The following is a 21,958-nucleotide window of genomic DNA, read 5'->3' as shown; positions in this document are numbered from 1 at the left end:
AAGCCTCCCCCGCAGGGGCGGCCTGTAGCCAGGCCGCCCCTCCATGGCCGTTTCGCCCCGGCGCCTAGGACGCGTTGCCGCCCCCGCTCATTTCGGCGATGAGGCTCTTCGGGCGCATGTCGGTCCAGTGCTCGTCGATGTAGTCGAGGCATTCCTGGCGGCCGGCCTCTCCGTGTACGGAGGTCCAGCCCTCGGGAATTTCCGCGAAGGCGGGCCAGAGCGAATGCTGACCCTCGTCGTTGACGAGCACCAGAAAGGTGCCGTTCTCGTTGTCGAAAGGATTGGTCATGACGGGTTCCTTTCCCCTGTCGGCCGCACGGCCTGGAGCTTTTCTGCGACGATGCGCCCGATCTGTGCCAAGGGCGCGGGCTGGAGCATGTTGTTGTGGTCGACGGCGATGTCATGGGCCTCGACGTCTCCCGCGACGAAGGGCCGCCAGCTCCCGACGGCGTCCCAGGCCTGGGAGTTCGCGGGCCGGTCGACGGTCGCGACGAAGACGACCAGGTCACCGCCGAACCGCTGCGGGTGGTAGCCGTAGGAGAGCCGTCCCGAGTTGACGGTCACTTCCCTGATGTTGGCCAGGAGCTGTTCGTCCAGGCCCGGTCCGGCGCCCCGGCCGTCGCCGCCCGCGCCGTCCGGCGGGCCGGGTTCGCCCAGTTCGCGGCGCATGGTCACGTCCTCGCCCTCGCGGGCGGCGGGTGTCTCGTCGAAGAACTCGCCGGTGTCACCGCCGTGGTAGGTGTCGAGCAGCGCGAGCAGCGCGACCGTCTCACCCTGGGCCTCCAGGGCGGTGGCGACCGCGTAGGCGACCGTACCGCCGAAGGACCAGCCGAGCAGGTGGTACGGGCCGGCGGGCTGGACGGTGCGGATCTGGTCGGCATAGTCGGCGGCCATCTCCTCCATGGTCAGCGGCAGCGGCTCCGGCCCGGCCAGGCCGCGCGCCTGGAGGCCGTAGACCGGCCGGTCGGCGGGCAGGTGCGGCAGCAGGCCCCGGTAACCCCAGCTCAGCCCGAGGCTGGGGTGGACGCAGAACAGCGGCGGGAGGCTGCCCTGCGACCGCAGCGGCAGCAGCACGCCCAGGTCGCCCCGGCTGGTGCCGCGGGCCGCGCCGGCCTCCGGGCGGGCGCTGCGCGCGTCCGCCACGGTGATCAGGCCGGCCGTGGTGCGCCGGGCCCGGTCGCCGGTGTGCAGCATCCGCTCTCCCGGCGGGCCGAAGGGGCTCGCGACGAAGCGCTCGCCGGTCCGCCCGGGACTGCCGTCGTAGCCGCGTGCCGCCGCCGCGCCCGCCACGTACAGGTCGCCCGGCACGCCGGGCGGGACCGGCCGCAGCAGGTCGTCGAGGACATGGGCGCGGGTGTTCCACACCGGCCGGCCCGTGGGCAGCGCCGACGGTACGGGCTCGCCCGGCGCGGCGCGGTGTTCGAGCCAGGGGCCCGCCGTCCCGGCGGCGGCGTGGCCGGTGACCACGGTGATGTCCGGGTGCAGCGCGCGCCACTTCAGCAGGCCGTCGTCGGCCTCCGGGGTGCCCGCCGAGAGCGCGAGGACCTCCGTGGGCCGCTGCCCGTCCGGCAGTTCGGTGAGCGTCGGCAGCAGGTCCCGGGTGGTCACCAGCAGCCGGGTGGTGGTGCCGGGTCCGGTGGGTGCGGGTACGTCCTCCACGGCGCCGAGCCGGACACTGCCGCCGCCGCACAGGGCCGCGAGCAGCGGGACGACGAGCGCCGCGACGGGGGCCCGGGTGTCGAGCAGGGCCGTGCCGCGGACCGCCGGGGTGGCGTGCGCGCGGTACGCCGTCTGGTGGGCCAGCGTGCGGTGGTCGACGACCGCCGCGGCACCGTCCGGTGCCGTGCCGTCGAGCACCAGCGCGGTCCCGGCGGGCAGCGGCGGCCGGAACCGCGACCCCGCCGTGGCGACGGCTCCGTCGGGCACGGCCGTCGCCGGGTCGTCCAGGACGACGGCCGGGACCGGACCGTCGGCGGGCAGCCGCCCGGCCATGGCCGTGGTGCAGACCAGGGCGGCGGGCCGGCTCGCGCGCAGGACGGTCTCGATCTGCTCGAACGGCCGGTAGGAGTCCAGGGGACGGCAGGCGGCGCCGGTCTTCAGTACGCCGGTCAGGGCGACCAGGAACGCGGCGGTGGCCGGTTCCGCCACAGCCACGACGTCCCCGGGGCCGGTGCCCAGCGCCGTGAGCCGGCGGGCCAGCAGGCTGCTCGCGGTGTCCAGCGCGCCGTAGGTGAGCACGCCGCCGTGGTCCATGGCGGCCACCGCGTCGGGGGTGCGGGCCGTCTGCGCGGCCAGCAGCTCGACGACGGTACGGTCCGGGACCTCGGCCGCCGTGCCGTTCCCGTCCGCCACCAGCCGGCGGAACTCGTCCTCGCCCAGCAGGACGTCCACCTGGCTCAGGCGGAGTTCTGGGTCGGCCGCGAGCTGTTCCAGTACGCGCACCAGCCGGTCGGCGAACGCCTGCGCGGTGTCCTGGTCGAACAGGTCGGTGGCGTACGTGAGGTGGCCGTCCATGCCGTCCGGGCCGCCGTCGGCGCGCTGCCGCTCGGTCAGGTCGAGCGACAGGTCCAGCTCGCCGGTCGCGCCTCCCACGGCGAGGCGGCCGGTGCGCAGCCCGGGCAGCTCCCACGGGTCCCACACCTCTGTCTTGCCCTCGTGGAGGTTCAGGCCGACCTGGAAGACGGGGTGCCGGTCCACGGAGGGCGGCAGCGGCAGGGCGTCCACCAGGCGCTCGAAGGGGACGTCCTGGTTGTTGACGGCCTCGCGGTGGGTCTGCTGGACCCTGCGCAGGAGTTCGAGGAAGCCGGGGTCGCCGGAGGTGTCCGTACGCAGGGCCAGCGGGCCGTCGAAGGGACCCACCAGCCCTTCCAGGCCGTCCTCGTCCCGGCGTGCCCGGGTGGTGCCGAGGGTGATGTCGGTGCCCGCGCCGAGCCGGGTGAGCAGCAGGGCCAGGGCGGCCTGCACGACCATGAAGCCGGTGGCCTCGCGGGGTTCGGCCGCCTCCGTCAGCCGGGCGTGCGCCGCCGCGGCCAGGCGCAGCGGTACCCGCTCGACGCGCCGCGAGGGCAGGGCGGGCCGCGGCCGGTCGGTGGGCAGCTCCAGTTCGCCGGCCAGCCCGGCCAGGGCGTCCTGCCAGTAGGTGAGCTGGTCGCTGACCAGGCTCTCCGGCTCGTCGGCGCCGCGCAGCAGCTCCTGCTCCCACCGGGCGTAGTCGGCGAACTGGAGCGGCAGCGGGGCCCGTTCGGGCGCCCGGCCTTCGCAGCGCGCGCCGTACGCCGCCGACAGGTCGCGGAAGAGCGGGTCGAGGGACTGCTCGTCCGCGGCGATCCGGTGGACGGTGACCAGCAGGACGTGTTCGGTGTCCGAGAGCGTGAACAGGTGCGGTGCCCAGGGCGCTTCCCGGGTCAGGTCGAAGGTGCGGGCGGCGCGCGCGGCCAGCAGGTCCGGCAGGTCCTCCTCGGTCGCCCCGGTCACCGGCAGGCGCGGGCGGGCGGCGGCGTCGGTGGCCGGCACGATGTGCTGGCGCAGCTCGTTGCGGGCGCCGGAGAAGGTGGTCCGCAGGATCTCGTGCCGGGCCGCCACGTCGCCGAGCGCGGCTTCCAGCGCCGTACGGTCCAGCGCTCCCGTCAGGCGCAGCGCGGCGGAGAACTGGTGGGCCGGGCCGCTGTCGTGCAGCCGGGTCAGCAGCCATGTCCGCAACTGCGCGACGGTGGCGGGCGCCTCGCCGTCGTGGCCGGCCGGGGTCAGCACCGGGCGGGCCTTCGTCGCCAGGGTGCGGGCCACGCCCGCCGCGGTGGGCGCGCCGAAGAACTGCCGCAGGTTCAGTGCCGCGTCGAACTCCTCGCGGATCCGTCCGATCAGGCGCATCGCCAGGCCCGACTCGCCGCCCAGCTCGAAGAAGTCGTCGTCGGCGCCGACCTGTTCGAGTTTGAGCACGTCGGCGAAGAGGCCGCAGAGGATTTCCTCGGTCTCGTTCTGCGGCGCCCGCCGGGCGACCCGTTCGGCGAAGTCGGGGGCGGGCAGGGCCTTCTGGTCGACCTTGCCGTTGTCGGTGACGGGCAGCGAGCCCAGCACGATCACCGCTGCCGGGACCATGTAGCCGGGCAGGACCTTGGCGGCGTGTTCGCGGACCTCGTCGGAGTCGACCTCCTGGCCGTCGGGGACGACGTAGCCGACCAGCAGCCGTTCGCCGGGCCGGTCCTCGCGGGCCGCGACCACGGCCTGGCCGACCGCCGGGTGCCCGGCCAGGGCCGCCTCGACCTCACCCAGCTCCACCCGGAAGCCGCGGATCTTGACCTGGTCGTCGGCCCGGCCGGCGAACAGCAGCTCGCCCGCCTCCGTCCAGCGCACCAGGTCTCCGGTGCGGTACATCCGCTCGCCGGGGGCGAACGGGCACGCCACGAAGCGTTCCGCGGTCAGTCCGGCGCGGCCGAGGTAGCCGCGGGCCAGGCCGGTGCCCGCCACGTACAGTTCGCCCGGCGTGCCCACCGGCACCGGCTGGAGGAACGCGTCCAGGACGTAGACCCGCCGGTTGCCCAGCGGGCGGCCGATCGGCAGCGCCGCGGCCGGTTCGTCGCCCGGCCGGATCAGGTGCCAGGTCGCGCACAGCGTGGCCTCGGTCGGGCCGTACAGGTGGCGTACGGCGGTGTCCGGGCAGGCCGCGCGCACCCGGGCGACGGCCGCGGCGGGCACCACGTCACCGCCGGTCAGCACCTCGCGCAGGCCGTGCAGGCACTCCGGCGACTCCTCCGCCACGACGCGGAACGTGCCGGCCGTCAGGTGCACCGCGCGCACTCCGGCGGCCACCGCGGCGCGGATGTCCTGGGAGTCCACCGCGCCCGGCGCCGCGACCACCACGCGGCCGCCGGCGGCCAGCGGCACCCAGATCTCGAACAGCGCGGCGTCGAAGGCGTGCGGCGCGTGCATGAGCACCGCGTCGCGCGGGCCGCTCGCCCAGCCCGGGTCGCCGACCAGACCGGCCACGCTGCCGTGCGGTACGGCCACGCCCTTGGGGACGCCGGTCGAGCCCGAGGTGTACATCACGTACGCGAGGTCCTCCGCTGCCACGCGTACGGGCACCAGGGCATCGGCCGGGCTCACCGTGACGGCGGCCCGTACCCGGTCGTCGTCGAGCACGATCAGCTCCGCCGCGGCGTCCACCGGGACCGCGTCGCGGGTGGCCCGGGTGCACACGACCGCCGACGGGCCGGAGTCCGCGAGCAGGAACGCGACCCGCTCCGCCGGGTATCCGGGGTCCACCGGGACGTACGCGGCGCCGGTCTTCCACACCGCGAGCAGCGTCACGAGCAGGTCGGCGGAGCGTTCCATCAGCACCGCGACCCGGTCGCCGCGCGCCACGCCGCGGTCCACGAGGTAGGCCGCGAGCCGGTCGGACTCGCGGGCCAGCTCGGCGTACGACAGGGAGCGCCGCGGGTCGCTCACCGCGACCGCGCCCGGCGTCCGGGCGGCCTGGCCGGCGATCATTTCCGGCACCGAGGTGCCGGGCGTCCTGGCGGCGGTGGCGTTCCAGCCCGCCAGCACCAGGTCGCGCTCCGCATCGTCCAGGACGCCGACGCGGCCCACCGGCACGGTGGGGTCGGCGGCGAGCTGGGTGAGCACCCGGACCACGCGCCGGCCGATCAGCCGGGTGGCCTCCGCGCCGAACAGGTCGGGACGGGAGGACAGTCGCAGGCTGATGCGGTCGCCGGGGAACACGCCGAGGGTGATCGGGTAGTGCGCCGCGTTGCGGGAGAGTCCGGCGGGCTCCAGGGTCAGGCCCCGCGGGTCGGGCGGTCCGGCGGGCGGGCGCGGGAAGCTCTCGTAGACCACGAGGGTGTCGAAGGTCGCGCCGGGCCCGGCGAGCCGCTGCACCTCCGACAGGCCCAGGTGCTGGTGCGGGAGGAGCGCCGACTGGCGTTCCTGGAGCGCGGTGAGCATCTCGACGGCGGGCTGTGCGCCGTCGAGCCGTACCCGGACCGGCAGGGTGTTGATGAACAGGCCGACCATGGACTCGACGTGCGGCAGGTCGTGCGGGCGGCCCGCGACGGTGGCGCCGAAGACCACGTCGGTGCGGCCGGCCAGCCGGGCGAGCACCAGCGCCCAGGCGCCCTGGAACAGGGTGTTGAGGGTCAGCCCGTGCCGGCGGGCCAGCTCGGTGAGGTCCCTGGAGGGCCCTTCGGGGATGTCGATCAGGACGTCCTCGGGCACCACGCCGGCCCGGGTCCGGTCCGCCGGGACCACCAGCGTCGGCTCGTCGGCGCCGGCCAGCTCGGCGCGCCACGCCTCGCGGGCGGCCTCCTTGTCCTGCCGGTTCAGCCAGGCCAGGTGGTCGCGGTAGGAGGCGGTCGGGGGGAGGGCGGTGCCGTCGCCACCGGCCGCGTACGCCGCGGACAGTTCGGTGAGGACGATCGGCATCGACCAGCCATCCATGAGGATGTGGTGGCTGGTGACGACCATCCGGTGCCGGCCGGCGCCGAGGCGGATCAGCAGGACACGCAGCAGGGGCGCCGTGGCCAGGTCGAAGCGGCGGGCGCGCTCGGCGTCGGCCAGCCGCTCGGCCCGCGCCTCGGCGTCGTCCGGCGCGAGGCCGGACAGATCGGCCTCCCGCCAGGGCAGTTCCACCTCGCGGGCGATGACCTGCACCATGCGGGCCCCGCTGACCCGGCGGAAGCAGGCGCGCAGTGCCGCGTGGCGGGCGACCAGGGTCTGCCATGCCGCGCGCAGCCGGCCCGCTTCCAAGGGTCCGTCGACGGCGTGTGCGGACTGCACCGTGTAGACGTCCGGCCCCTCCTCGTCAAAGGTGGCGTGGAAGAGCAGCCCCTCTTGCAGTGGTGACAGCGGCCACACGTCCTCGACCATGGATCGGGTCATCGCTTTCTCCTCACAACGCCTCGTCGTGCTCGGTCGCTAACGCTCGTCATCGGTGAATCCGGCTTCCAGCTCGTCGATCTGCTGCTGGGCGAGATCGAGGAGGCCGAAGTCGGAGGGGGTGTGGCCGCCCGCCGCCGGGTCGGTGGTGTGCGCGGCCAGGCCGGCCAGCAGGTCCAGCCAGGCCCGGCCGACGCGTTCGGCCGCGTCCGCGGTGGGGGCGGTCCGGACGAGCGTGAGGGTCAGTTCCGGCTCGTCCGGAGTGCCCCGGAGGACCGCGCTCGCCTCCAGGTCGTACGGGGTGGGCAGGTCCGGCCGGGTGGTGCCGCCGGCCGCCGCGGGTCCGGCGGGCTCCCAGGGGGTGTCCGCCGGACCGGTGCGGGTCCGGTCCCGGTGGGTGAAGGAGAGGCGGGGTCCCGGCAGGGCGTCCGGGACCGCGCCGGCCCCGGGGTCGGCACGCAGGTGTTCCTTGACGGCCTTCAACAACGTACCGGCCGCCGGCCCGCCTGCCCAAGCCCCGTCCAAATCGGTGCCGGACAGGTCCAGCGGTACCGGGCGGGTGAGGGTGAACCTGCCGACCGTACGGGCCGGTTCGCCGCCTTCGGCGTCCGGCACCGACTGCCTGCCGTCCGCCTCGACGTCCACCAGGAAGGGTCCGCCGGCCCCCTGGCGTGCGACGGCGCCCGCCAGGGCCGCGAGCAGCACTTCCCGGATGTCGCAGTGGTAGAGGGGCAGGGTGCGGTGCAGCAGGGTGGCCGCGGTGTCGCGCGGTACCGTCCACGACCGGCGGTGCGGGGCCGCGGTGTGCGGGCGCTGTTCGGTGAGCGGCCCGGCGGCGGTCCGGCTCTCTCCGTCCGACTGTCCGTCCAGGTCCGCGGCCCAGCGCCGGAAGGACGTGCCGACGGGGGCGAGGTCCGGTACGGCACCGGCCGCCACGGCGGCGCAGGCCGCCGCGAGGTCGGCGACCAGGGTGCGCCAGGACGGCTCGTCCACGACGAGGTGGTGTGCCGCGAGGGCCAGCCGTCCGGCCCGCCCGGGTCCGGCGTCGAGCCACACGGCGCGGAGCGCGGGGCCCGTGGCGGGGTCGAGCTGCTGTGCCGCCTCGTGGCCGGCCCGGTCCGCGACGGCGTCCAGGTCGCCGTCGGGGATGCGGGTGCCGTCGATCCGCAGGACGGCCGAGGCGGCGTCCACCGTGCCGCGGTCGCCGGCCACCAGCGCCGGTTGCCCGTCGTCGTCCGGCAGTACGCGGGCCCGCAGCATGTCGTGCGTGTCCAGTACGGCGGCGAGTCCCGCGGTCAGCGTGTGGGTGTCCAGGCCGGCCGGCGCAGTCACGACGATCCACTCGGCGAGACCCCGGTCGAAGGCGTGGCCGCCGAGCGCCCGCTGGGCGGGGGTCGGGGCGATCGCGCCCGTGCCCACGTTCCCGGCCGCCCGGGCGCGTTCCGCCGCCTGGGCCGCCTCCACGGCCTCCGCGAGGCGTTCGGGGGTCGGCTGCTCGAAGACCTGACGCGGTGTCAGGGCCAGTCCGGCGCGGCGCGCCCGGGAGGCGAGCTGCATCGACATGACGGAGTCGCCGCCCACGTGGAAGAAGTTGTCGTCGATGCCCACCCGTTCGAGCCCGAGCACCTCGGCGAACAGGGTGCACAGGGTCTCCTCCACCGGGGTGCGTGGGGCCCGTCCGGAGACCTGCCCGGCGAAGTCCGGCGCGGGCAGCGCCCCGCGGTCGATCTTGCCGTTCGGGGTGAGCGGCAGCCGGTCCAGCGGCACCAGGGCCGCCGGAACCATGTACTCGGGCAGCCGCTCGGCGACGTGTGCGCGCAGGGCGGCCAGCAGCGCCCCGGTGTCGCGGCCCGCGGCCGGCGCGTTGGTCCACGCCGTCAGCGGGGCCGCCGGGTCCGCCGGGCCGCCGGCCGGCACGTAGGTGTCCACCGGCGCGCGGCCGGCGGCCAGGCCGGAGCGGACGAACACCAGGTCCAGCGTCTCCGGTGTGCCGGTGGACCAGGTGGCGCCCACCCAGTAGCCCAGGCTCTCCCCCAGCTCGTGGAACGCCTCGACGTCGGGGGTGCCGGCGCCCGGCAGGCGGGCATGCCCCGCGCCGGCCGTCAGCGGCGCCGGGTCCCCGCCGTCCTGGACGGTACGGGCGAGTGCCGCCTCGTGCAGGACCCGGGTGTTGGGCACGCCGGTGACGCGCAGCCGGTCCGGCCGCTCGCCGTCCAGGTGGCGCCGCAGCGCGGCGAGCCCGCCGTCGTGGCCTGCCCAGTCCCGCTCGGGCGCGCCGTCGAGGGAGAGCACGGCGGCTCCCCGCTTGTGCAGCGTCACGTCGTAGCGGTAGCGGGTCAGCTCGTTGTGGTGGTGGCCGCGCTTGAGGCGGATGTCCACGCCCGCGGTGTCCGGCAGCCGGTCCCGCAGGGCCGTGAAGAACTCCGGGTCGACGAGGAGTTCCTTCTCCAGTACGACGCTGCGCTCCACGGCCCGCCGCAGTGCCGCCACGTCTCCGTCGTGTGCCGCGCGGCCCGTGTGCACGGCGGTCGCCAGGGCCCGCAGGAGACGGACGTTGCGTACGTCGCCGACGAACAGCGCACCGCCCGGCGCCAGCAGCCGTACGGCCAGCTCCACGACCTCCTGGAGGTAGCCGGCGTTGGGGAAGTACTGCGCGACCGAGTTGAGCACGATCGTGTCGAAGTACCCGGCGGGCAGGCCGTCGTCCTCGTGTGCCGCCTGGGTGCGCAGCTCGACCCGCCCGGCCAGCCCGGGGTCGCCGGCCACGTGCCGTCGCAGCTCCTCGATGGCCGAGGCGGAGAAGTCGGTGCCCCAGTACGTCTCGCAGTCGGGAGCGAGCTGCGACAGGAGCAGACCGGTGCCGACGCCGATCTCCAGCACCCGGCGGGGCCGCAGGGCGCGGATGCGTTCGACGGTGCGTGCCCGCCATTCGCGCATCTGCTCCAGCGGGATGGGCTGTCCGTCGTAACTGCTGTTCCAGCCGGCGAAGTTCTCGCCGAGAACGTCGGACTCCGGGTTGGCGTGCAGGGTGTCGTACAGGTCCTGCCACTCGCCGACCTGTTCCTGTTCGAGCTGCTCGTCCCGGTCCCCGGTGGCCGTGTCGGCGACCACGTAGCCGACCAGGCGGCGCTCACCGGGCCGGTCCTCGCGGGCCACCACGACGGCCTGGGCCACGGCCGGGTGGGTGGCCAGCGCGGCCTCGACCTCGCCCGGCTCGACGCGGTGGCCCCGGACCTTGACCTGGGCGTCGGCGCGGCCGACGAAGACCAGGTCGCCGTCCTCGGTCCAGCGCGCCACGTCGCCGGTGCGGTACATCCGCTCCCCGGGCGCGAAGGGGCACGCCACGAAGCGTTCCCCGGTCGGGCCGGGGCGGTCGAGGTAGCCGCGGGCGAGGTTGACGCCGGTGACGTACAGCTCGCCGGCGACGTCCGGCGGGACCGGCTGGAGGAAGGCGTCGAGCACGTACGTACGGGAGTCGGCGATCGGCCGGCCGATCGGTACCGCGCCGGTGCCGGGCGTCAGCGGCGCGCTCATCGCCGCGCACACCGTCGTCTCGGTCGGCCCGTAGGCGTTGATCATCCGCCGGGTCCCGGCCCAGCGGGCGGGCAGGCCCGGCGGGCACGCCTCGCCCGCCACGGTCAGCGTCTCCAGCGCCGCGGGCAGCTCCTCGGCCACCGCCAGCACGCTCGGCGGGACCGTGGCGTGGGTGATGTCCCAGCGGCGCAGCGCGGCGCCCAGCGCGACGTGCGGCGGCAGTCCCTCCGGGCCGGGGACGACCGAGGCCGCGCCGGACAGCAGGGCCATGCACAGTTCGGAGACCGCGGCGTCGAAGCTCAGCGACGCCATCTGCAGGACGCGGGAGTCCGGTGTCACCGCGAACCGTTCGATCTGGGCGCGCGCGAGGTTCCCCACCCCCGCGTGCGGGACGACGACGCCCTTGGGCCGTCCGGTGGAGCCGGACGTGTAGATGACGTACGCGGCGTGGGCCGGGCGCAGCGGCGCGGTCCGTTCGTCGTCGGTCAGGGGGCCGCCCGGCAGGGCGGCGACGCCGGCTGCCACCGCCGCGTCGTCCAGGACCACGACGCGTCCGGCGTACCCGTCCGGTACGACGTGCCGGGTGCGTGTGGTGCACAGCACCACGGAGGGCGCGGCGTCGGCGAGGACATACGCCACCCGCTCCGCCGGGTGGGCCGGGTCCACCGGTACGAAGGCGCCGCCCGCCGCCGACACGGCCAGCACGGCGGTCACCATGGCCGCCGACCGCTGCACGGCCACCGCGACCCGCCGCTCCGGCCCGACGCCGAGCCCGGTCAGGTAGCGGGCCAGGCTGTTCACCTCTTGGGCCAGTTCGCCGTAGGTCAGCGTGCGGTCGTCCGACACCAGCGCCGTCGCGTCCCGGGCGCGGGCGGCCCGGCTCGCGAACAGCTCCGGCAGGGTGGCGGCCGGGGCCGGCGCCGCCGTCCGGTTCCACCGCCGCTCGACCAGTTCGCGTTCGTCCTCGCCCAGCAGCCGGACGCGGCCCACGGGCGTCCGCGGGTCCGCCACCACCTGTTCCAGGGCCCGGACCAGCGCGGCCTGCATCCGCTCGGCGCGGGCGCGCGGGAAGACGTCGGGCCGGAAGATGAAGTCGCCCTGTGCGCGCTCCCCGGGCGCCACGATCCAGGTGAGGGGGTAGTGGCCCCGGTCCTCGGGGATCCCGGCCGGGCGTACGGCGAGGGACTCCGGGTCGGCGGGCGGCTCGGGCGGCTGCGGGTAGTTCTCGTAGACCACGAGCGTGTCGAAGGTCGCGCCGGGACCGGCGAGGTGCTGGATCTCCGGCAGTCCGACGTGCTGGTGGGCCATCAGCGCGGTGCGGCGCCGCTGGAGGTCGGTGAGCAGCTCGACGACCGGCTGCGCGCCGTCCAGGTGCACCCGTACCGGCAGGGTGTTGATGAACAGGCCGACCATCGACTCGACGCCCGGCAGCTCCGGCGGGCGGCCGGCCACGGTGGTCCCGAAGACCACGTCGTGGCGGCCGGTCAGCCGGGCCAGCAGCAGGGCCCACAGGCCCTGGAGCACGGTGTTCGCCGTCAGGCCGAGCCCGCGGGTCAGTTCCGTCAGCCCCCGGGTGAGGCCGTCGCTCAGCTCGAAGCGGATGCGTTCCGGCACGGCGGGCGCCCGGACCAGTTCGGCCGGCACCACGTTGGTCGGCTCGTCCACCCCGGCGAGTTCGGCCCGCCACGCGGACCGGGCGGCCGCCTTGTCCTGGCGGTCCAGCCAGGACAGATACTCGCGGTACGAGGTGGCGGGCGGCAGCGTGCGGTCGTGGCCGCCCGCCGCGTACACCGCCGCCATCTCGTTGATCAGCACCGGCAGCGACCAGCCGTCCTTGACGATGTGGTGGCTGGTCAGCACCAGCATGTGCCGCCGCTCGGCGAGCCGGACGAGCAGCAGCCGCAGCAGCGGCGCCACCGTCAGGTCGAGCCGGTGCTCGCGGTCGCCGTCGGCCAGTTCCCGGAGCGCGGCCGGTACGTCCTCGGCGGCCACTCCCGACAGGTCCGCCTCGCGCCACGGCAGCGGCACGTCCCGGGCGATGACCTGCACGGTCTCGCCCGACGCGCACGGGTGGAAGCTGGCCCGCAGGGACGGGTGGCGGATCAGCAGCGTCTCCCAGGTGGCGCGCAGCCGGGCGACGTCGAGCGGGCCGGACAGTTCCATCATCCGCTGGCCCTCGTAGATGTCCGGGCCGTCCTCGTCGAAGGCCGCGTGGAACAGCAGCCCTTCCTGAAGGGGCGACAGCGGCCAGATGTCGGCCAGGGACGGCACGGCGGCCTCCAGCTCCGCCACGGTGTCCTGGGTCAGCTCCAGGAGAGGGAAGTCGGACGGGGTGTGCCCGCCCGCGCCGGGCCCTTCGGTGTGCGCGGCCAGGCCGCCGAGCGCCGCGAGCCAGTCCTGCCCGAGCCGCCGCACGGTGTCCTCGTCGAGGAGCCCGCCGGGCCAGCTCAGGGTCAGGGTCAGCGCGGGCCCGTCGGGGCCGTCCTGGACCACCGCCCCCGCTTCCAGGGCGTGCCGGGCGGGCATGGTCCCGTCCACGGAACCGCCGAGCGCCGCCTCGCCCGCCATCTGCCAGGGCGCGACCGTCTCCGGTGCGGCACCGGCGGTGAACCGGCCGAGGTAGTTGAACGCGAGCTGCGGGGCCGGGAGGGCGGCAAGGGCGGGGCCGGTCTCCGGGTTCAAGTGGCGCAGCAGCTCGTGACCGAGCCCGTCGCCGGGCACGGCACGTGCCTGTTCCTTGACGGACTTGAGCAGCGCCCCGGCCGCGGGCCCGCCCGTCAGGGCCTGGGCCAGGTCGAGGCCGGTCAGGCGCAGCCGCAGCGGGTGCGTGCTGGTGAACCAGCCGACCGTACGGGAGAGGTCGGCTCCCGCGACCGGCTCGCGCCCGTGTCCTTCGATGTCCACCAGGACTCCGGCGCCGGTGTCCTGGCCGCGCTCCTGCTGCCGCCGGGTGACGGCGGCGGCCAGCGTGGCCAGCAGCACGTCGTGGACGCCGCAGTGGAAGGCGGCCGGTGTCCGGGCCGCGAGGACGGCGGCCGCGGTGGCGGGCACGGTCCAGGTGAGGCGGCGGACGGTGGCCGCGGTGTCCCGCTCCGGGTCGAGTGCGCGCTCGCCCACCAGCGGGTCGGGGCCGTCCAGGAGGGCGGTCCAGTGCTCCAGTTCGGCAGTGCGTGCGGGGTCCGCCGCCTGTTCGGCGAGCAGGGCCGACCACTGTGCGAAGGTCGTGCCGACCGGGTCGAGGTCCGGCTCGCGGTCCGCCGCGACGGCTTCGCAGGCGGCTTGCAGGTCCGGGACGAGGATGCGCCAGGAGACGCCGTCGACGACCAGGTGGTGGACGGCGAGCACCAGCCGGCCGGTCCGCGCGGGACCGGCGTCCAGCCACACCGCCCGCACCAGGACGCCGTCGGCGGGCGCCAGGCGCCGTACCGCCTCCCGCGCGGCGCGGTCCGCCGCCCCGTCCAGGCCGTCGTCCGGCACGTGCGTGGCGTCGACGCGGCTGACCAGCGCGGCGGCGTCCACCGCGCCGCGCGGGGCGACGTGCAGCGCCGGTTCGGGGCCGTCGGTCACCTTGGCACGCAGCATGGCGTGGGTGTCCAGTACGGCGGCCAGCCCGGCGGCCAGCACGTCCTGGCCGAGCCCGGCGGGGGCACCCACGACGGCCCACTGCGCGAACTCGCCGCGCGTCGCGGCCGGTACGCCGAGGGCCCGTACGACCGGGGTCCAGGCGACCTCGCCCGATCCGGCGTCGGCCGGTTCCGGCGCGGCCGCGGTGTCGTCCCCGGCCGTCTCGGCCACCTCGGCCAGCCGTTCCGGGGTCTTCTCCTCGAACACCTGCCAGGGCGTGACAACCACCCCGGCGCGCCGGGCCCGGGCCACCAGTTGCAGTGACATGATCGAGTCGCCGCCCAGCTCGAAGAAGCTGTCCTCGACGCCGACCCGTTCCAGGCCCAGCACCTCGGCGAACAGCGCGCACAGCGTCTCCTCGGTCCCGGTGCGCGGCGCCCGCCGCGCGGCGCGCGCGGCGAAGTCGGGTGCGGGCAGTGCGGCCCGGTCGACCTTGCCGTTCGCGGTCACCGGGAGCGCGTCGAGCACCACCACGGCGGCCGGGACGAGGTAGTCGGGCAGCAGTCCGGCGACGTGCTCGCGGACCGCCTCGGCGGCCACGGCGGTCCCGTCCGGGACGACGTATCCGATCAGGCGCCGCTCGCCGGGCCGGTCCTCGCGGGCCACCACCACGGCCTGGGCGACCGCGGGGTGCCCGGCCAGCGCCGCTTCCACCTCGCCGGGCTCCACCCGGTAGCCGCGCACCTTGACCTGGGTGTCCGTCCGCCCGGCGAAGACCAGTTCGCCGTCGTACGTCCAGTGCGCCAGGTCGCCCGTGCGGTACATCCTCCCCCAGCCTTCGGCCGGGGGGACCCCCATGCCGGGCGGGAACGGGCAGGCGACGAACCGTTCGGCGGTCGCGCCGGGGCGGTCGAGGTAGCCGCGGGCCAGACCGGCACCGGCCAGGTACAGCTCGCCGTCCACTCCCGGCGGTACGGGCCGCAGGAAGGCGTCGAGCACATACGCCCGGCGGCCGTCCAGCGGGCGCCCGATGGGCAGCACGTCGTCCGTCACCGGCTCACCCGGCCGCAGCGGCCGCCAGGTGGCGCACAGGGTGGTCTCGGTCGGCCCGTACATGTGCCGGACCACGACGCCGGGGCACGCTTCCCGTACGCGGGCGACGGACCCGGCCGGGACCACGTCGCCACCGGTCAGCACCTCACGCAGGCCCGCGAAGCAGTCCGGGGACTCCTCGGCGACCACGCGGAACAGGCCCGCCGTGAGGTGGACCGCCGTCACGCCCGCCGCCACCGCCTCGCGGACGCGCCGGGCGTCGACCGTGCCGGGGGCGGCCACCACCACACGGCCGCCGGTGGCCAGCGGCGCCCAGATCTCGTACAGCGAGGCGTCGAAGACGTGCGGGGCGTGCAGCAGCACCGCGTCGTCGGGGCCGAGCGCCCAGCCGCGGTCCGCCGCCAGCCCCGCCACACTGCCGTGCGGCACGCCGACGCCCTTGGGCACACCGGTGGAGCCGGAGGTGTACATCACGTACGCCAAGTCGTGTGCGGAGAGCGGCGGTTGCGGGGCACCGGCCGGGCACGCCGCCACGGCCGCCCGTACCTCCGGCGTGTCCAGCACGACCACCTGCCCGGCCGCGTCGGCCGGCACCGCCGCCCGCGTGGCCCCGGTGCACAGCACGGCTGACGGCCCCGAGTCGGCCAGCATGAACGCGACCCGCTCCGCCGGGTATCCGGCGTCGACCGGCACGTACGCCGCACCGGCCTTCCAGATGCCCAGCAGCACCGCCACCAGGTGGGCCGAGCGCTCCATCAGCACCGCGACCCGGTCGCCACGGCCCACACCGAGGCCCCCCAAGTACGCGGCGAGACGGTCCGACTCGGTGTCCAACTCGCCATAGTGAACAGTTCGACCCCCGTCCGCCACGGCCACCGCCGAGCGGGCACGGGCCACCTGGCGGGCGAACAGCTCGGGCACCGAGGCGGCGGACGGCTCCACGGCGGCAGCCGGGTTCCACTCCGCCACGGCACGGTGGTGCTCCGGTGCGCCCAGGACGCCGATCCGGCCGACGGGCGCCTGCGGGTCCGCCACGACCTGTTCCAGTACGCGGACGACGCGCTCGCCCAGTTGCCGGGCCTCGCGCCGGTCGAACAGGTCCGGGCGGTAGGTCACGTGGATCCGCAGCCGGTCGCCGGGGACGACGCCCACGGCCAGCGGGTAGTGGGTGCCCGCCACCAGGTTCGCCTGGGAGATCGTCACCTCGCCGCCCGCCCGCATGGAGGCGGACAGGGTGGCGGTGGTCCGCGGGTAGTTCTCGAACATCAGCATGGTGTCGAAGACCGCGCCGGGACCGGCCAGGCCCTGCACCTCCGGCAGGCCGAGGTGCTGGTGGGCCAGGAGCGCGGACTGGCGCTCCTGGAGGCCGGTGAGCATCCGCAGGACCGGCTCGGCGCCGTCGAGCCGTACCCGTACCGGCTGGGTGTTGATGAACAGGCCGACCATCGACTCGACGTCGGGCAGCTCCGGCGGCCGGCCGGAGACGGTGCCGCCGAACACCACGTCGGTCCGCCCGGCCAGGCGCGCCAGCACCATCGCCCAGGCGCCTTGCACCACGGTGTTGACGGTCAGGCCGTGCTGCCGGGCCAGCCGGGTCAGGGCCCGGGTGCCGTCCTCGGAGAGTTCGGCGGCGCCGGTCTCGGGCTCCGCCGGGGCCCGGCCCTGGCCGGAGCGGGCCACCAGGGTGGATTCCTCGGCTCCGGCGAGTTCCGCCTGCCAGGCGGCCCGCGCGGCGTCCTTGTCCTGCTCGTCCAGCCAGGCCAGGTAGTCGCGGTAGGAGGCGGTCCGCTTCAGGCCCGCGCCGTCACCGCCCGCGGCGTAGGCCGCGCCCAGTTCGTCGAGGACGATCGGCATCGACCAGCCGTCCAGCAGGATGTGATGGCTGGTGACCACGAGGAAGTGCCGGTGCTCCGTCAGGCGTACGAGGAGCAGCCGCAGCAGCGGGGCCACCGCGAGGTCGAAGCGGCGGGCCCGCTCGTTGGCGGCGAGCCGGTCCAGCGCGGCCTGCTGCTCGGGTTCCGGCAGCGCCGACACGTCCGCCTCGCCCCAGGGCAGTTCGACGTCCCCGGCGACGACCTGCACGGTGTCGCCGGACTCCCGCTGGTGGAAGCTCGCCCGCAGCGCGTCGTGGCGGGCGAGCAGCGTCTGCCAGGAGGCGCGCAGCCGGGCCGCGTCCAGGGGGCCGGTCAGTTCCAGCAGCCGCTGGGTCTCGTAGACGTCCGGGCCTTCCTCGTCGAAGGCGGCGTGGAACAGCAGCCCTTCCTGGAGGGGAGAGAGCGGCCAGATGTCCGTCAGGGACGGCACGGCGGCCTCCAGCGCCGCCACGGTCTCCTGGCTGATGTCCAGGAGCGGGAAGTCGCCCGGGGTGTGCCCGCCCGCGCCGGGGCTGTCGGTGTGGGCGGCCAGGCCGCCGAGGAGGTCCAGCCAGGCCTGGCCGAGTCCGTCCACGGCGGTCTCGTCGAGGAGGGCGGCGGGCCAGCTCAGCGCGAGGTCCAGGGCCGGCCCGTCCGGGGTGTCGCGGACGACGGCGCTCGCCTCCAGGGCGTGCTGGACGGGCAGGTCCGGCGCGGCCGTACCGCCGATCGCGGTGGCGCCGGCCGGCTGCCACGGGCCGACGGCGCCGCCGTCCGCGCCCGCGGCGAAGCGGCCGAGGTAGTTGAAGCCGATCTGCGGGGCCGGAAGGGCGGCCAGCACGGGGCCGGTCTCCGGGTTCAGGTGGCGCAGCAGCTCGTGACCGAGCCCGTCACCGGGCACGGCACGCGCCTGTTCCTTGACGGTCTTGAGCAGCGCCCCGGCCGCGGGCCCGCCCGTCAGGGCCTGGGCCAGGTCGAGGCCGGAGAGGTCCAGGCGGACCGGGTGGACGCTGGTGAACCAGCCCACCGTACGGGTCAGGTCGGTGCCGTCGAGCGGTTCCCGGCCGTGCCCTTCGACGTCCACCAGGAGCGCGGTGCCGTTGCCGGGCCGCCGGTGGGCGACCGCTCCGGCCAGCGTGGCCAGCAGGACGTCGTGCGCTCCGCAGTGGAACGCCGCCGGGGCGCGGTTCAGCACGGCCGCGGCCGTCGCGCCGGTCAGCGTCCAGGAGCGGCGGCGCAGGGTGGCCGCGGTGTCGGTGTCCGGGTCGGGCGTACGGGTGCCGAGCAGGGGGGCCGGGGTGTCGAGCAGGGCGGTCCAGTCGGCGAGTTCGGCGGTACGGGCCGCGTCGGTCGCCTGGGCGGCGAGGAGTTCGGCCCAGCGGCGGAAGGACGTGCCGACGGGGTCCAGTTCGGGCACCTCTCCCGCGGCCGCCGCTTCGCAGGCTGCTCGCAGGTCGGGGGCGAGGATGCGCCAGGACACGCCGTCCACGACCAGGTGGTGGGCGACCAGGGCCAGCCGCCCGGTCCGGTGCGGTCCGGCGTCCACCCACACCGCGCGGACCATCACGCCCGCGGCCGGATCCAGCCGGGCGGCGGCCTCGCGGGCCGCGTCCTCGGCGATGCCGTCCAGGGCGTCGTCCGGCGCTTCCGTGGCGTCGGTACGGGTGACCAGCGCGGCGGCGTCCACCGCGCCGCGGCCCGGCACGTGCAGCGCGGGCCGCTCGCCGGTTTCGGCCCGGGCCCGCAGCACGGCATGGGTGTCCAGTACGGCGGCGAGTCCGGCGGTCAGCGCGTCCAGTCCCAGCCCGGCCGGCGCGCCCATGACCATCCACTGGGCGAAGCCGGGACGGGCGGCCCGCTCCCCCAGCGCCCGCATCACGGGCGTCCACGGGATCTCGCCGTCGCCCGTGTCGGAGCCGGTGCGGGCCGCCGCGTCGGCGGGGGCCGCCACCGCCGCCAGCCGCCCGGGCGTCTTGAGGTCGAAGACCTGACGCGGCGTCAGGACCAGTCCGGCGCGGCGGGCCCGCGACACCAGTTGCATCGAGCCGATCGAGTCGCCGCCCAGCGCGAAGAAGCCGTCGTCGGCCCCCACCCGCTCCAGGCCGAGCACCTCGGCGAACAGGCCGCACAACAGCTCTTCGGCCGGGGTGCGCGGAGCCCGGCCGGACACCCGTCCGGCGAAGTCGGGGGCGGGCAACGCCACCCGGTCCACCTTGCCGTTGACCGTCACCGGCAGCGAGGGCAGCACCAGCACGGCCGCCGGGACCATGTAATCGGGCAGCACCTTGGCGACGTGCTCACGGATCTGGTCCGCGTCCGCCTCCTGCCCGTCGGGCACCACGTACCCCACCAGGCGCCGTTCGCCGGGGCCGTCCGCCCGGGCCACGGCCACGGCCTGGCCGACGGCCGGGTGCGCGGCCAGCGCCGCTTCCACCTCGCCCAGCTCGACGCGGAACCCGCGCACCTTGACCTGCGCGTCCGCCCGCCCGACGAAGACCAGCTCGCCCTCGGCCGTCCAGCGCACCAGGTCGCCGGTGCGGTACATCCGCCCGCCGGTGCCGAACGGGCACGCCACGAAGCGCTCGGCGCTGAGCCCCGCGCGCTGCCAGTAACCGTGCGCCAGTCCGGCGCCCGCGACGTACAGCTCGCCGACCACATCCGGCGGCACGGGCCGCAGGAACGCGTCCAGGACGTACACCTTCCGGTTGTCCAGCGGGCGGCCCACCGGCAGTTCCCCGCCCGCGGCGGCGCCGGGCCGCAGTACGTGCCAGGTGGCGCACAGCGTGACCTCGGTGGGCCCGTACAGATGCCGTACGGCCACCTCGGGGCACGCCTCACGGACCCGCGCCACCGCCGCGGGAGGCACCACGTCGCCGCCGGTCAGCACCTCGCGCAGGCCCGCGAAGCACTCCGGGGCGTCCTCCGCGACCACCCGGAACAGCCCGGCCGTGACGTGCACCGCCGTCACTCCGTCCGCCACGGCCGCACGGATCCGCTGCGCGTCCACCGCGCCCGGCGGCGCCACCTCGACGCGGCCGCCGGAGACCAGCGGCGCCCAGATCTCGAACAGCGACACGTCGAAGGCGTGCGGGGCGTGCATCAGCACCGCGTCGTCCGGGCCGAGCGCCCAGCCGTGGCCGCCCGTCAGCGCCGCCACACTGCCGTGCGGCACGGACACGCCCTTGGGCACGCCCGTGGAGCCGGAGGTGTACATCACGTACGCCATGTCGTGCGCGGTGAGCGGGACCCGGGGCGGCGGGCCGCCGTGCTCCGTGACCTCCGGTGTGTCCAGCACCACCAGCCGGCCGGCCGCGTCCACCGGGACCGCCGAGGACGTCGCCGCCGTGCACACCACGGCCGCCGGCCGCGCGTCGGCCAGCATGAACGCGATCCGCTCCGCCGGATACCCGGCGTCCACCGGCACGTACGCCGCCCCCGCCCTCCACACCGCCAACAGCGCCACCACCAGATCGGCCGACCGCTCCATCACCACCGCGACCCGGTCACCACGCCCCACACCCGCATCCGTCAGGTACGCGGCGACCCGCCCCGACTCCGCGTCCAGCTCGCCGTATGTCAGCGCCCGCCGCTCGTCCCGGACGGCCACGGCATCCGGCGCCGCCGCCACGCGCCGCGCGAACAGCGCGGGCACCGACGGACCGGGCGCCTCCGCCGCCGTCGCGTTCCAGCCGTCCACGACCAGGTGCCGTTCGTCCGCCCCCAGGACACCGATCCGGCCCACCGGCGCGGCCGGGTCCGCCACCACCTGCTCCAGCACCCGCACCAGCCGCGCGAACACCGCCTCGGCGGCACGGCGGTCGAACAGGTCCGGGCGGAAATCGAGCTTGCAGAGCATCCGCTCGCCCGGCACCACGACCAGCGTGAAGGGGTAGTGGGAGGTCTCCCGCCCTTCGAGGAAGCGCAGGGTGAAGGCGTCCGGCCCGGTGGCCCCGGCGGGCGCCGCCGGGTAGTTCTCGAAGACCACCAGCGTGTCGAAGACCGCCCCGGGACCGGCCAGCTTCTGGATCTCCCCCAGGCCCAGGTGCTGGTGGGACATGAGCGCGGTCTGCCGCTCCTGGATGCCGGCGAGGAGCCGGTGGAGCGGCTGCCCGCCGTCGAGCCGGACGCGGACCGGCAGTGTGTTGATGAACAGGCCCACCATCGACTCGACACCGGGCAGCGCGTCGGGGCGGCCGGCCACGGTGGCGCCGAACACCACGTCGTCGCGCCCGGCGAGCCGCGCCAGGAGCAGCGCCCAGGCGCCCTGCACCACGGTGTTCACCGTCAGCCCGTGGGCCCGGGCCAGCCCCACCAGACCGCGCGTCAGGTCCTCGGGTATCTCGCTGATCAGGCTCTCGGGGACCACGGGCAGCCGGGCCGGGTCGGCCGGTGCCACCAGGGTCGGCTCGTCGTTGCCGGCCAGCTCCGCCCGCCACGCCTGCCGGGCGGCGTCCTTGTCCTGGCGGTGCAGCCAGGCGAGGTAGTCGCGGTAGCGGGCCGCCCGGGGCAGGCCGCGGGCGTCGCCGCCGGCCGCGTACACCGTCGTCAGCTCGTTGAGCAGGACCGGCATCGACCAGCCGTCCATCAGGACGTGGTGGGAGGTGATGACCAGCCGGTGCCGCTCGTCGCCGAGGCGGATCAGCAGCAGGCGCAGCAGGGGCGGCACCGCCGGGTCGAACCGCTCGGCCCGCTCCGCCGCGGCCAGCCGTTCGGCCTCGGTGGCGGCCCGCGCCCCGCCGAGGTCCGACACGTCGGCCTCCCGCCACGGCAGCGCGACCTCGCGCGCGACGACCTGCACCGCCTCGCCCGACCTGCGCCGCCGGAAGCCCGCCCGCAGCACCGGGTGCCGGGCGACCAGCGCCTCCCACGAGGCGCGCAGCCGGCCGGCGTCCAGCGGGCCGTCCAGGGCCAGCGTCCGCTGGCCCTGGTAGACGTCCGGGCCCTCCTCGTCGAAGGCGGCGTGGAACAGCAGCCCTTCCTGCAACGGCGAGAGCGGCCACACGTCCTCGACAAGAGATCGGGTCATCGCTTACTCCTCAAAACGACATGCGTTCATCGGGCTACGAGGTGCGGCCGGCGGCGCGCGG

The 21,958-nt window shown here is 76.0% G+C and carries 3 protein-coding genes; all 3 read right to left on the bottom strand.

From position 1 onward, the window contains the following. Positions 1-64: 64 nt before the first annotated feature. The 3 genes from ACH4EB_RS06910 to ACH4EB_RS06900 are packed head-to-tail and all read right to left on the bottom strand — an operon-like array spanning position 65 to position 21,897. Positions 65-289, bottom strand: coding sequence for an MbtH family protein (locus ACH4EB_RS06910; RefSeq protein ID WP_398346272.1), 225 nt, complete (start codon positions 287-289; stop codon positions 65-67). After that, complete coding sequence (locus ACH4EB_RS06905) at positions 286-6,870, bottom strand: amino acid adenylation domain-containing protein (protein ID WP_398346271.1); 6,585 nt, start codon at positions 6,868-6,870, stop codon at positions 286-288. The genes ACH4EB_RS06910 and ACH4EB_RS06905 overlap by 4 nt, the downstream gene beginning before the upstream one ends. Before the next feature lie 36 nt (positions 6,871-6,906). Next, positions 6,907-21,897 carry an amino acid adenylation domain-containing protein gene (locus ACH4EB_RS06900; protein WP_398346270.1) on the bottom strand — a complete coding sequence of 4,997 codons (14,991 nt, stop codon included), beginning with the start codon at positions 21,895-21,897 and terminating at the stop codon, positions 6,907-6,909. Positions 21,898-21,958 lie beyond the last annotated feature (61 nt).

It is taken from the genome of Streptomyces sp. NPDC018045 (assembly GCF_044327445.1).
Classification (GTDB): Bacteria; Actinomycetota; Actinomycetes; order Streptomycetales; family Streptomycetaceae; genus Streptomyces.
The sequence above is the reverse complement of the archived record's forward strand: the minus strand, read 5'-3'. Positions and strand labels throughout refer to the sequence as shown.

What these genes read in the sequence shown, in the direction of transcription:
- ACH4EB_RS06910 (WP_398346272.1), bottom strand. Translation starts at nt 289, where the DNA reads ATGACCAATCCTTTCGACAACGAGAACGGCACCTTTCTGGTGCTCGTC.
- ACH4EB_RS06905 (WP_398346271.1), bottom strand. Translation starts at nt 6,870, where the DNA reads ATGACCCGATCCATGGTCGAGGACGTGTGGCCGCTGTCACCACTGCAA.
- ACH4EB_RS06900 (WP_398346270.1), bottom strand. Translation starts at nt 21,897, where the DNA reads ATGACCCGATCTCTTGTCGAGGACGTGTGGCCGCTCTCGCCGTTGCAG.